The sequence below is a fragment of the Serratia sp. CC22-02 genome (assembly GCF_900182895.1).
In the GTDB taxonomy this organism is placed as follows: Bacteria; Pseudomonadota; Gammaproteobacteria; order Enterobacterales; family Enterobacteriaceae; genus Serratia; species Serratia nevei.
Genome location: NZ_FXUD01000004.1, coordinates 310442 through 323871, shown reverse-complemented (window position 1 = coordinate 323871; position 13430 = coordinate 310442). Strand labels below are relative to the sequence as shown.

Annotated in this window: 11 protein-coding genes and 1 other RNA gene; 11 read left to right on the top strand and 1 reads right to left on the bottom strand. The window is 61.3% G+C overall.

The annotated features are described in order from the left end of the window. The first annotated feature begins 96 nt into the window (after positions 1–96). A complete protein-coding gene (gene ydiK / locus QOL81_RS16200; RefSeq protein WP_055317060.1) occupies positions 97–1197 on the top strand; it encodes an AI-2E family transporter YdiK in 1101 nt (366 codons plus the stop codon). 256 nt (positions 1198–1453) lie between these two features. After that, positions 1454–1563: antisense sRNA RprA (gene rprA, locus QOL81_RS16195), an RNA gene on the top strand. A 109-nt stretch (positions 1564–1672) separates the two neighbouring features. Here rprA and ppsA read toward each other — a convergent pair. After that, positions 1673–4051 carry a phosphoenolpyruvate synthase gene (ppsA, locus tag QOL81_RS16190; RefSeq protein WP_060419199.1) on the bottom strand — a complete coding sequence of 793 codons (2379 nt, stop codon included), beginning with the start codon at positions 4049–4051 and terminating at the stop codon, positions 1673–1675. Between the two features lie 459 nt (positions 4052–4510). Between ppsA and ppsR the strand changes: the two genes are divergently transcribed. The 9 genes from ppsR (at position 4511) to QOL81_RS16145 (ending at position 13410) form a co-directional block, all read left to right on the top strand. Beyond that, positions 4511–5371, top strand: coding sequence for a posphoenolpyruvate synthetase regulatory kinase/phosphorylase PpsR (ppsR, locus tag QOL81_RS16185; RefSeq protein WP_162215433.1), 861 nt, complete (start codon positions 4511–4513; stop codon positions 5369–5371). A gap of 197 nt (positions 5372–5568) precedes the next feature. Then, on the top strand, positions 5569–6615 hold the full coding sequence (locus tag QOL81_RS16180) for a 3-deoxy-7-phosphoheptulonate synthase (protein ID WP_038871025.1): 1047 nt from the start codon (positions 5569–5571) through the stop codon (positions 6613–6615). A 105-nt stretch (positions 6616–6720) separates the two neighbouring features. Next, a complete protein-coding gene (locus tag QOL81_RS16175; RefSeq protein ID WP_038871031.1) occupies positions 6721–7206 on the top strand; it encodes a glutathione peroxidase in 486 nt (161 codons plus the stop codon). Positions 7207–7377: 171 nt separating this feature from the next. Then, a complete protein-coding gene (hemP, locus tag QOL81_RS16170; protein ID WP_043141213.1) occupies positions 7378–7560 on the top strand; it encodes a hemin uptake protein HemP in 183 nt (60 codons plus the stop codon). Positions 7561–7654: 94 nt separating this feature from the next. Next, positions 7655–9697, top strand: coding sequence for a TonB-dependent hemoglobin/transferrin/lactoferrin family receptor (locus QOL81_RS16165; RefSeq protein ID WP_060419200.1), 2043 nt, complete (start codon positions 7655–7657; stop codon positions 9695–9697). A gap of 66 nt (positions 9698–9763) precedes the next feature. Beyond that, entirely contained in the window at positions 9764–10801 is a 1038-nt protein-coding gene (locus QOL81_RS16160; RefSeq protein ID WP_283439928.1) for a hemin-degrading factor, read from the top strand. After that, positions 10798–11628, top strand: coding sequence for a heme/hemin ABC transporter substrate-binding protein (locus QOL81_RS16155; RefSeq protein ID WP_033638352.1), 831 nt, complete (start codon positions 10798–10800; stop codon positions 11626–11628). The genes QOL81_RS16160 and QOL81_RS16155 overlap by 4 nt, the downstream gene beginning before the upstream one ends. After that, a complete protein-coding gene (locus QOL81_RS16150) occupies positions 11628–12632 on the top strand; it encodes a FecCD family ABC transporter permease (RefSeq protein WP_016927948.1) in 1005 nt (334 codons plus the stop codon). The genes QOL81_RS16155 and QOL81_RS16150 overlap by 1 nt, the downstream gene beginning before the upstream one ends. Beyond that, on the top strand, positions 12625–13410 hold the full coding sequence (locus tag QOL81_RS16145; RefSeq protein WP_049198604.1) for a heme ABC transporter ATP-binding protein: 786 nt from the start codon (positions 12625–12627) through the stop codon (positions 13408–13410). The genes QOL81_RS16150 and QOL81_RS16145 overlap by 8 nt, the downstream gene beginning before the upstream one ends. Positions 13411–13430: the final 20 nt, after the last annotated feature.

The following is a 13430-nucleotide window of genomic DNA, read 5'->3' as shown; positions in this document are numbered from 1 at the left end:
CCGCCACAGGCGGCCGCCCGGCGGTGAGAAACCGACCGACAGGCACCCCGATTCTCCGGTGCCAGGGATTTAATTGACCAGGATGAGAAGCCACTGATGCCACTCCCGCAATCGCGTTACGACTTACCGCGAATTATTTTCGGCGTGCTGTTTATCGCCATCATGATCGTCGCCTGTTTTTGGGTGATCCAACCGTTTATTCTCGGCTTCGCCTGGGCGGGCATGGTGGTGATCGCCACCTGGCCGCTGCTGCTCAAACTGCAAAAACTGCTGTGGGGCCGCCGTTCGCTGGCGGTGTTGGTCATGACCCTGCTGCTGATCCTGCTGTTCATTCTGCCAATATCCCTGCTGATCAGCAGCGTGGTGGATAACAGCGCGCCGCTGATCGCCTGGGCCAGTTCACCGGGCAAGCTGCACATTCCCGACCTCGCCTGGCTGCAGTCCGTGCCGATGATCGGCGACAGGCTCTACACCAGCTACCACACGCTGGTTAACGCCGGCGGCGCCGCGCTGCTGGCGAAGGTGCAGCCGTACTTCGGCCAGACCGCCACCTGGTTCGTGGCGCAGGCGGCGCATATCGGCCGTCTGCTGCTGCACTGCGCGCTGATGTTGCTGTTCAGCGCATTGCTGTATGCACGCGGCGAGCAGGTGGCACTGGGTATCCGCCACTTTGCGGTGCGCCTCGGTTCTGCGCGCGGCGATGCGGCGGTGCTGTTAGGCGGCCAGGCGATCCGCGCTGTCGCGCTGGGCGTGGTGGTGACGGCGCTGGTACAGTCGGTGCTGGGCGGTATCGGTCTGGCGGTGAGCGGCATTCCGGCCGCCACCCTGTTGACGATGCTGATCTTTATCTGCTGCGTGGCGCAATTGGGACCGCTGTTGGTGCTGGTGCCGGCCATCATCTGGCTGTACTGGCATGGCGATACCACCTGGGGCACCGTGCTGCTGGTCTGGAGCTGCGTGGTAGCCACGCTGGATAACGTGCTGCGCCCGGTGCTGATCCGCATGGGCGCCGATCTGCCGCTGCTGCTGATCCTGTCCGGCGTTATCGGCGGTTTGCTGGCCTTCGGCATGATTGGCCTGTTCATCGGCCCGGTGGTGTTGGCGGTGTCTTATCGCCTGCTGACCGCCTGGATGAATGAAGCGCCGGAGCCGACCACCGCGCCGGAGCAAGTCATCGAAGATCTGGAAAAACGCTAATCCCCCCTTCCGCCCGCATCGTCGGGCGGAATATTTCGCCCCGTCATTATTCCTACCTCATTCGAGTAATATCTACACCAAATATAATGCCGCCCTATATTGATTGGGGCTCGGCGAATGAAAGGTGCAATGTAAATCCCTGTTTATTGCAAGCGGCAAAAAGAGATAACGCCCGCAAATAAAATGTGATGCCGCTATCGATTAGGATGATTCTTAATGACTAGTCGCGTTCAAAAATCTAGTATTATGGCCATCTATTGCTTCAAATCACTGATTTTAAAGCAACCTTTCTGAACTATGTAATGCCATACATGTGAATTGCTGTGTGTAGTCTTTGCCCATCTCCTACGGTGGGCTTTTTTTTATTCTTTTTTCGCCAAATTGATTATTTTACGCGCCGTTATTTACATTCAGAAATAAAAAGGCCGCAGCGTAAACTGCGGCCTGGCGTTAATGCCTTAGCGATGCCGAGACATTATTTCTTTTTCGACAAATTGATCCAGGTCTGCACCACGGTGTCCGGATTGAGCGACAGGCTGTCGATGCCCTGCTCCATCAGCCACTCGGCGAAGTCTTCGTGGTCGGATGGGCCCTGGCCGCAGATGCCGACGTATTTGCCGTGGCGCTTGGCCGCCTGAATCGCCATCGACAGCAGCGCTTTCACCGCCTCGTTGCGTTCGTCGAACAGCTCCGACACCACGCCGGAGTCGCGATCCAGCCCCAGCGCCAGCTGGGTCATGTCGTTGGAACCGATGGAGAAGCCGTCGAAGTGCTCGAGGAACTGATCCGCCAACAGCGCATTGGACGGGATCTCGCACATCATGATCACTTTCAGCCCGTTTTCGCCGCGCTTCAGCCCCTGGCGCGCCAGCTCGGCCACCACCGCTTCCGCCTGCGCCACGGTGCGCACGAACGGCACCATGATTTCGACGTTGGTCAGCCCCATTTCGTTACGCACGCGTTTCACCGCCTCGCATTCCAGCGCAAAGCAATCGCGGAAGCTGTCGGCCACGTAACGGCCGGCGCCACGGAAGCCCAGCATCGGGTTCTCTTCGTGCGGTTCATACTTGTCGCCGCCCACCAGATTGGCATACTCGTTGGATTTGAAGTCGGACAGACGCACGATCACGCGCTTCGGCCAGAAGGCGGCGCCCAGCGTCGCGATGCCCTCGGTCAGACGGCCGACGTAGAACTCGACCGGGTGATCGTAACCCTGCATCAGCGCGCGAATTTCGTTTTGCAGCGCCGGCGTCTGCTGGTCAAACTCCAGCAGCGCGCGCGGGTGCACGCCGATCATGCGGTTGATGATAAATTCCAGCCGCGCCAGGCCCACGCCTTCATTCGGCAAACGCGCGAAGTCGAAGGCGCGATCCGGGTTGCCGACGTTCATCATGATCTTCAGCGGCAGATCAGGCAGCTCGGTCACTTCGGAGCTCTGCACGCTGAAGTCCAGCATATCGCTGTAAACGAAACCGGTGTCGCCTTCCGCGCAGGAGACGGTGACTTTCTGGCCGTCTTTCAGCACGTCGGTGGCGTGGCCACAGCCCACCACCGCCGGAATGCCCAGCTCACGGGCGATGATCGCCGCGTGGCAGGTGCGCCCGCCGCGGTTGGTGACGATCGCGGCGGCTTTCTTCATGATCGGTTCCCAATCCGGGTCGGTCATGTCGGTGACCAACACGTCGCCCGGCTGGATGCGATCCATTTCGCTGATGTCGTGGATCACTTTCACCGGGCCGGCGCCGATGCGGTGGCCGATGGCGCGGCCTTCCACCAGCACCGGGCTGGAGCCGTTCAGCTGGTAGCGCTCCATGGTCTGCTCGTTGGAGCGTACGGTCTCCGGGCGTGCCTGCACGATCAGCAGCTTGCCGGTATGGCCGTCTTTCGCCCACTCGATATCCATCGGGCGACCGTAATGTTTTTCGATCAGGATCGCCTGCTGCGCCAGCGCCTGCACTTCTTCATCCGTCAGCGAGAAACGGCTGCGCTGCGCTTCCGGCACGTCTTCGATGCGAACCTGCTTGCCGTGATCCTGCGACGGTGCGTACACCATGCGGATCTTTTTCGAGCCCAGGTTGCGGCGCACGATCGCCGGCTTGCCGTTTTGCAGCGTCGGTTTGTGCACGTAGAACTCATCCGGGTTCACCGCGCCCTGCACCACCATTTCGCCCAGGCCGAAGGCGGAGGTGATGAATACCACCTGATCAAAGCCGGACTCAGTGTCGATGGTGAACATCACGCCCGAGGAGGCCAGATCGGAGCGCACCATCCGCTGTACACCCGCCGACAGCGCCACGCCGCGGTGGTCATAGCCCTGATGCACGCGATACGAGATGGCGCGGTCGTTGAACAGCGACGCGAACACGTGCTTGATCGCCACCATCACGGCGTCGATGCCCTGCACGTTGAGGAAGGTTTCCTGCTGGCCGGCAAAGGACGCGTCCGGCATGTCTTCCGCCGTGGCGGAGGAGCGCACCGCAAAAGAGGCTTCCGGTTCGCCATCGGCGAGCTGTTGGTAAGCCTGATGAATTTCACGTTCGAACTCGGCGTGGAACGGCGTGTCGATCACCCATTGGCGGATCTGGGCGCCGGCCTTGGCCAGTTGTGCAACGTCGTCAACGTCGGTCTGATCCAGTAGCTGATAGATGCGCTGGTTAACACCGCTTTGTTCGAGGAAATCGTTAAATGCCTGTGCGGTGGTGGCAAAACCGTTTGGCACGGCCACGCCCAAATCGGAAAGATTGGTGATCATTTCACCGAGGGAGGCGTTTTTGCCGCCGACACGGTCAACGTCGTGCATGCCAAGCTGGTTGTACCAAAGCACATTACGCAAGTCTGGGCCATTGTTGGACATCGAGACAATCCTTATTGCTATCAGTAGGGTAAAGACGGATTTAATTCGCTTGCTTTACGGCGCCGCTAACACGGAGCCGAATCAGACTAGCACACTGATCTGGGGAAAATGGAAAGGTGAATCGATCAACCCACTGAAGAAAGTGGTTTTTAAGAGAATGTCCTAACCGGCTGATTTGCCTGGGAACCGTTCCCAATCGCACGAAAAGCTTAGTTCTCAACAAATTACGTTCTTTTTAAACTTCTGTTTTAATGACCACGCAAACGCTACCGTTTTTGGTGAAAATAGCGGCAAATTTGCGTTTCGGATCGAAAAGCGTCGCTGCGCCACGATTTTTACCGTCGTCAAAATGCACTTTTCTTCACGCGCCGCCGCAAGGCGGTTTACCGCCCCGCCGTCACAATTTTTTCCCTCGCCCCTTTACCGGCGAATCGTCTGCGGCTCATGATATTGGCAGTGATGACAGCAGGAACACCGTTCTCAGGTAAGGAGCCTCGGGTGGAAAGAAGCGTTTTTTATATTTCGGATGGTACGGCGATCACCGCCGAAGTGCTGGGGCACGCGGTGCTGTCGCAGTTCCCGGTCACGGCGACCACGTACACCTTGCCGTTTGTCGAAACCGAGGCCCGCGCACGCGCAGTTCGCCAACAAATCGATGATATCTATAATGAAACCGGCGTGCGGCCGCTGGTGTTTTACTCCATCATCTCGCCGGAAGTGCGCGATGTGATCGTCCAGAGCCAGGGCTTTTGCCAGGATATCGTGCAGGCGCTGGTCGGCCCGCTGCAGGGCGAGCTGGACGTAGAACCGACGCCGGTGCCGAACCGCACCCACGGCCTGACCGCCAGCAACCTCGGCAAGTATGATGCGCGCATCGCCGCCATCGACTATACCCTGGCGCACGATGACGGCATTTCGCTGCGCAACCTCGATCAGGCGCAGGTGATCCTGCTCGGCGTGTCGCGCTGCGGCAAAACCCCCACCAGCCTCTATCTGGCGATGCAGTTCGGCATCCGCGCCGCCAACTATCCGTTTATCGCCGACGATATGGACAATTTGCACCTGCCGGCTTCGCTGAAACCGTTTCAGCATAAATTATTCGGCCTGACCATCGATCCGGAGCGCCTGGCGGCGATCCGCGAAGAGCGGCGCGAAAACAGCCGCTACGCCTCATTGCGCCAGTGCCGCATGGAGATCGCCGAGGTCGAGGCGCTGTTCCGCAAAAACCAGATCCGCTATCTCAATACCACCAACTATTCGGTCGAAGAGATCTCCACCAAAATCCTCGATATCCTCGGCATGAGCCGCCGCATGTTCTGATCTTTTCCTCGCGGGGCCGTCGCGCCCCGCCGCCTGCCGTTTATTTCATCAGCAGCTGATTTTTTTGTGCTTTTTTTCGCGGCTTTGATCAACAGAACGCAATCTCTACGGTTGAATTCAGCGCTTTTTGCGTTATTGTGATCGCCATCACTTCCCGGCACTCCTGCCGCAGAGAAGAACAGTTTCCAGGGAACAACATGTACAAAACAGATGAACTGCGGACCGCGCGCATCGACAGCCTCGTCACGCCGCAAGCGTTGGCAGACAAGCTGCCGATCTCGGCGGCCGTCGCTGATAACGTGACAGCGTCACGAAAACGCATTGAAAAAATCCTCACCGGTGAAGACCGCCGCCTGTTGGTGGTGATCGGCCCCTGCTCCATCCACGATCTCGACGCCGCCGTCGATTACGCCGGCCGGCTGAACGCCCTGCGCGAACGCTACCAGGATCGTCTGGAAATCGTGATGCGCACCTACTTCGAAAAACCGCGCACCGTCGTCGGCTGGAAAGGCCTGATCTCCGATCCGGCGCTGGACGGCACCTTCCAGGTCAACCGCGGCATCGAAATGGCGCGCCGCCTGCTGCTGGAAGTGAACCAGCTCGGCCTGCCGACCGCCACCGAATTCCTGGACATGGTGGTCGGCCAATACATCGCCGATCTCATCAGCTGGGGTGCCATCGGCGCACGCACCACCGAAAGCCAGATCCACCGTGAAATGGCCTCGGCGCTCTCCTGCCCGGTCGGCTTCAAAAACGGCACCGACGGCAACACCCGCATCGCCATCGACGCCATTCGTGCGGCGCGCGCCGGGCACATGTTCCTGTCGCCGGACAAACATGGCCAGATGACCATCTACCAGACCAGCGGCAACCCGTATGGCCACATCATCATGCGCGGTGGCAAAACGCCGAACTACCACGCCAGCGACATCGCTACCGCCTGCGACAGCCTGCGCGAGTTCGATCTGCCGGAGCACCTGGTGATCGACTTCAGCCACGGCAACTGCCAGAAGATGCACCGCCGCCAGCTGGAAGTGGCCGACAACGTTTGCCAACAGATCCGCGCAGGCTCCGCCGCCATCACCGGCGTGATGGCGGAAAGCTTCCTGGTGGAAGGCACGCAGAAAATCGTCGCCGGCCAGCCGCTGACCTATGGCCAGTCGATCACCGATCCTTGCCTGAGCTGGTCCGACAGCGAACAGCTGTTGGCGATGCTGGCGGATGCGGTCGATAGCCGTTTCTGACGCAACCTAGGCCGGGGCTTCGCCCCGGCTTTATCCCTCCCGCCCCGCTCATCTATACTGATTGCAACCTCTTTGCACCCGCCGAAACGCACCTGGAGCCCCGGCATGATTCACTCTCTGTTATCCATCCCCTGCGTCACGCTGCAGGGCGAGCAAAAAACGCTGGGCGATTTCCCGGCGCGCGCTTATCTGGTGGTCAACACCGCCAGCAAGTGCGGCTTCACCCCGCAATACCGCGGGCTGGAAAATTTGTGGCAATACTATCGCGAACGCGGCCTGGTGGTGCTCGGCTTCCCCTGCAACCAGTTTGGTTCTCAGGAGCCGGGCAGCCCGCTGGAGATCGCCAACTTTTGCAGCCTCAACTACGGCGTCAGTTTCCCGCTGTTCAGCAAGATAGACGTTAACGGCCCCGGCGCGCACCCGCTGTTCAATGAGCTGAAACGCCTGGCGCCCGGCATTTTGGGTAGCCGCCGCATCAAGTGGAATTTCACCAAGTTTCTGCTTACCGCCGACGGCCAGCGCGTCACGCGCTTTGCGCCGATCACCAAGCCCGAACGTCTGTTTGACCGCATCGAAACCCTGCTGAAATAACGCCCCTTTTTTACGGGCCGAGTGCGCTCGGCCCGCCACCAGATGTCCGTTCGACAAAAAGGTTCCATCGGTAAGAAAATTTTCCTTGATGTAACCTTTCCTTCACATGATAATGATTCTCAGTTTGATATTAATTACCATTTAATGGTCTGTTTTATAAGCACAATGATGATGGATACTGCCAACACGCCTACCCCCGCCGCCGCGGCCCCGACCGAGCACAGCGCAAACGCGCCGCCCAGCTACGACAGCGCACAGCTGCTCGGCACCGACGGCATCGCGTTCATTACCCATCAGGGTCAGCGCTATCAGCTACGGCAGACCAAAGCCGGGAAATTGATCCTGACCAAATAACCACAGAATCCTCAAACGCCAGCCACCCCGATCTTTTGATCCAGGCAGCCAGCAAATCTATTGATATGTTTTATTACATACGGAGAGTTGCACCATGCCTCTGACATTTTCCACCCGGCTGCGTTTTTCCGCTTTGAGTCTGGCGATTGCCTGCGCTCTGCCTACGGTGGCCTTGGCACAAAACACCAGCACAACATCCTCTTCCAACGCGGCGCCGGCTAAAAAAGCCAAAGCCGCCGACGAGACCATGACGGTGGTCGCCACCGGTAACCAACGCAGCAGCTTTGAAGCGCCGATGATGGTCACGGTCATCGAAGGCAACTCGCCGGAAAGCCAGACTGCCACCTCGGCCGCCGATATGCTGCGCCGCGTGCCGGGCATCACCGTCAACGGCACCGGGCGCAGCAACGGTCAGGACGTAACGATGCGCGGCTACGGCAAAAACGGCGTGCTGACGCTGGTCGACGGCATCCGCCAGGGTACCGATACCGGCCACATCGGCGGCACCTTCCTCGATCCGGCGCTGGTCAAGCGCATTGAAATCGTGCGCGGACCCTCTGCGTTGCTGTACGGCAGCGGCGCACTGGGCGGCGTCATCGCCTACGAGACCGTCGATGCCGCCGATCTGCTGCTGCCGGGCCACGATACCGGGTTCCGCGTCTACGGCACCGCCGGCACCGGCGATCACAGCCTGGGCATGGGCGCCAGCGCTTACGGCAAGACCGATAACCTCGACGGCCTGCTGTCGTTCGGCACCCGCGACGTCGGCAATCTGCGTCAGGGCAACGGCTTCGATGCGCCAAACGATGAAACCATCAGCAACGTGCTGGCCAAAGGCACCTGGAAAATCGACGACAATCAGTCATTGAGCGGCGATCTGCGCTACTACAACAACAGCGCCCAGGAGCCGAAAAACCCGCAGACGCCGGGCAGCTCGAGCGGCAACCCGATGACCAACCGCTCCACCATCCAGCGCGATGCCGCTCTGAGCTATAAGCTCAAGCCGGTCGGCCAGGATTGGCTGGACGCCACCGCGAAACTGTACACCTCGGAAGTCAAAATCAATGCGCACAACGCCGGTGCGACCGACGAATTCCGCAAGCAGACCACCAACGGCGGCAAGCTGGAAAACCGCACGCGTCTGTTCGCCGACAGCTTTGCGTCACACCTGCTGACCTACGGCTCCGAGGTCTATGAACAGAAACAGCAGCCGGGCGGCGCCACCACCAGCTTCCCGCAGGCCAAGATCAACTTCGCCTCCGGCTGGCTGCAGGATGAAATCACGCTGCGCGACATTCCGATCACCGTGCTGGCCGGCACGCGCTACGACGATTACAAAGGCAGCAGCCAAGGCCACGAAGACGTCAAGGCCGACAAATGGTCGTCCCGCGGCGCCCTGAGCTACTCGCCGACCGACTGGCTGATGCTGTTCGGCTCCTATTCCCAGGCCTTCCGTGCCCCGACCATGGGCGAGATGTACAACGATTCGCGCCACTTCCCCGGCAACTATTGGGTGCCTAATCCGAATCTGCGGCCGGAAACCACCAGCACCACCGAAGCCGGTTTCGGCCTGCGCTTCGACGACCTGCTGCTGGCGGATGACAGCCTGCAATTCAAGGCCAGTTACTTCGATACCGACGCCAAAGACTACATCTTCATGTATGTCACTCGTACGCAGACCGCCTCAGCGAATATCTCTCGCGCCAAGATTTGGGGTTGGGACACCTCGCTGAACTACCAGACCAAGTGGTTTAACTGGGATCTGGCTTACAACCGCACACGCGGCAAGGACAAGTCTCGCAATGGCGAATTGAACGCGAAAAGCGGCGATTGGCTGGCCGACATCAGCCCGGATACCGTCACCAGCTCGCTGGACGTGCCGCTGGGCGAAACCGGTCTGTCCGCCGGTTGGGTCGCCACCTTCGCCGAACGCGCCACCCGCGTACAAACGGGGACGCCGGAGCAAGGCGGCTACGGCGTCAACGATTTCTATCTGAGCTACAAGGGCCGCGATCGGCTGCAGGGCGTGACCACCACCGTGGTGCTGGGCAACGCCTTTGACAAAGAATATTACTCGCCGCAGGGCGTCCCGCAGGATGGCCGCAACGCCAAACTGCTGGTCAGCTACCAGTGGTAATCATTTGACTATCTGGCGGACAACCCGGTTGTCCGCCGTTCGCATTACAGCGCAGGAGAATCCCGCATGAGCAATACCCTATACGAACGCTACCAACAGGCTAAAATCGATCACCCCGGCAAATACGCCCGCGATCTGACGGCGATCCTCGGCGTCAGCGAAGCGGAGCTGACGCACGCCCGCGTCGGCCACGACACTCGCCGCCTGCAGGCCGACGCACGCACCCTGCTGACCGAGCTTGAGCAGGTCGGCGTCACCAAGTCCATCACCCGCAACAGCTATGCGGTGCATGAGCAGATGGGCCGCTACCGCAATCAGCACCTCAACGGCCACGCCGGGCTGATCCTCAACCCGCGCGAGCTGGATCTGCGCCTGTTCCTCAACCACTGGACCAGCGTTTTCGCCATGAGCGAAACCAACAAGCGCGGCGTGCGCCACAGCATCCAGTTCTTCGACCAACAGGGCGATGCGCTGCACAAGGTCTACACCGCCGAAGAGACCGATCTGCCGGCCTGGATGGCACTGGTGGAACGCCACCTGAGCGAAGAAAACCCAGCGCTGGCGCTGCAGCCCGCCGAGGCGAGCAGCGCGGATGAAACGACGCAGGATCATGCCAAAATCGACGGTGAATGGCGTGCGATGACCGACGTTCACCAGTTCTTCCAGCTGCTCAGCCGCAACAAACTGACGCGCCAGCAGGCGTTCCGCGCTGTTGGCGACGATCTGGCCTATCAGGTGGACAACAGCGCGCTGTCGCAGCTGCTGGAAGCGGCGCAGCAGCAGCAGAACGAGATCATGATCTTCGTCGGCAACCGCGGCTGCGTGCAGATCTTCACCGGCCAGATCGAACGTTTGATGCCGCAGGAAGGCTGGATCAACGTGTTCAACCGCCGCTTCACGCTGCACCTGATCGAAGACGCCATCGCCGAAAGCTGGATTACCCGCAAACCGACCAAGGACGGCATCGTCACCAGCCTGGAGCTGTTCGCCGCCGATGGCACGCAGATTGCGCAGCTGTATGGCCAGCGTACCGAAGGTCAGCCGGAACAAACCCAGTGGCGCGAGCAGGTTGCCGCGCTCGCCGTCAAGGACATCGCCGCATGAAATCTTCCTTGATCCGCCGCCTGGCGTTGATGATGTCGCTGGCGCTGCCGCTCACCGCTGCGGCGGCGCAGCGCATCGTCTCGATCGGCGGCGACGTGACGGAAATCGCCTTCGCGCTCGGCGCCGGCGACGAAGTGATCGCCCGCGACAGCACCAGTCTGCACCCGGAAGCGGTGAAAAAGCTGCCGGACGTCGGCTACATGCGCCAGCTGAACGCCGAAGGCATTTTGGCGCTGAAGCCGACGCTGGTGCTGACAACCGAGCTGGCACAGCCGGCGCTGGTGCTCAAACAGCTGGCGGACAGCGGCGTCAACGTGGTCAGCGTGCCGGGTGACACCACCCTGCAGGCGGTACCGCAGAAAATCGCTACGATCGCCGCCGCGCTGCAGCGCGTTGAGCAAGGCAAACAGCTGAGCGAGCGCTATCGACAACAGCTGGCGGCGGTCGATACCTCCCCGCTGCCGGTCAAGGTGCTGTTCGTGATGAGCCACGGCGGCATCACCCCGATGGCCGCCGGGCAACACACCGCCGCCGACGCAGTGATTGCCGCCGCCGGCCTGAAAAACGCCATGCAGGGCTTTGACCGCTACCGTCCGCTGTCGCAGGAAGGCGTCATCGCCAGCGCGCCGGATCTGTTGCTGGTCACTACCGACGGCGTGCGCACCCTCGGCGGCGAACAGCAGCTGTGGACGCTGCCGGGCCTGGCGTTGACGCCGGCAGGCAAGCAACGCCGCGTGCTGATCGTCGATGACATGGCGCTGCTGGGCTTCGGTCTGGAAACGCCGGCGGCGCTGGCCAAACTGCGCCACGCGGCGGAGCAAAAGTAATGCGCTGTCGCACCTCGCCTCAGCTGGCCATCATCGGTCTGCTGGTGTTGCTGACGCTGCTGGCGCTGGTCGCCGCCAACCTGGGCGCGCTGACGCTGTCGTTTCGCACCCTGTGGCGCGAACCTTTCAGCGACGCCGCCTGGCACATCTGGTTGAACATCCGCCTGCCGCGCGTGCTGCTGGCGGTGGTGATCGGCTGCGCGCTGGCGGTATCCGGTGCGGTGATGCAGGGGCTGTTCCGCAACCCGCTGGCGGATCCGAGCCTGCTGGGCATCAGCAGCGGCGGCGCGCTGTTTGTCGCCCTGTTCATCGTGATGCCGCTGGCGTTGCCGGTGACGATCGCGCTGTATGGCCATATGCTGGCGGCGTTCCTCGGCAGCCTGCTGGTATCGCTATTGATCTACGGCATCAGCCGCAGCGGGCACGGCAATCTGTCGCGGCTGCTGCTGGCAGGCATCGCCATCAACGCCCTGTGCATGGCGGCCATCGGCGTGCTCTCTTACGTCAGCAGCGATCAACAGCTGCGCCAGTTCTCGCTGTGGATGATGGGCAGCCTCAGCCAGTCACAGTGGCCGACGCTGGCGGTTTCCGCCTCGCTGATCCTGCCTACGGCGCTGCTGACGCTGCTGCAGGCGCGCCGGCTGAACCTGTTGCAGCTGGGGGACGAAGAGGCCCACTACCTCGGGGTGAACGTCCAGCGCGCCAAGCTGCAGCTGCTGTTGCTGAGCGCCTTGCTGATCGGCGCGGCGGTAGCGATGAGCGGCGTGATCGGCTTTGTCGGTTTGGTGGTGCCGCATCTGGTGCGCATGCGCCTCGGCGGCGATCACCGCTGGCTGCTGCCCTGCTCCGCGCTGGGCGGTGCCTGCCTGCTACTGGTCAGCGATACGCTGGCGCGCACGCTGGTGGCGCCGGCCGAAATGCCGGTGGGGTTGATGACCAGCCTGATCGGCGGTCCTTACTTTTTATGGCTGGTGATGCGCCAGCGGGAGCGAACCGGTGGATAACGCCGCCTGCCTGACAGCCAGAGAGCTGCGCTACAGCCTCGGTGCGCGCCGCTTGATCAACGACGTTTCGCTCAGCCTCGCCGGCGGCGAAATGGTGGCGATTATCGGCCCTAACGGCGCCGGCAAATCGACGCTGCTGCGCTTGCTGACCGGCTATTTGACGCCGGACTGCGGCGAATGTCGCCTGCTTGATCGCCCGCTTGAACAGTGGGCGCCGCAGCAGTTGGCCAAAGTCCGAGCCGTGATGCGCCAGTACAGCGATCTGGCGTTTCCGTTCAGCGTGGAGGAAGTGGTCAGCATGGGGCGGGCGCCGCACGGCAAACGCGACGAGCATCAGGCGATCCAACAGGTGATGGCGCAGACCGACTGCCTGGCGCTGGCGCAGCGCGACTACCGCCAACTGTCCGGCGGCGAACAGCAGCGGGTACAGCTGGCGCGTGTGTTGGCGCAGCTGTGGCAACCGCAGCCGTCTCCCGCCTGGCTATTTCTCGATGAGCCGACCTCGGCGCTGGATCTGTACCACCAGCAGCACACTTTGCGCCTGCTGCGCTCGCTGACGCGCCAACAGCCGCTGGGCGTCTGCTGCGTGCTGCACGATCTTAATCTGGCCGCGCTGTACGCCGATAGGATCCTGCTGCTGCATCAGGGGCGTCTGGTGGCGAGCGGCACGCCGCAGGAGGTGTTGCAGACGGAGATCCTCACCCGCTGGTATCAGGCCGATCTCGGCGTGGTGCATCATCCCGAAGTGTCGCTGCCGCAGGTCTACCTGCGTCAATAACGTCAAGGGCGCCATTAAGC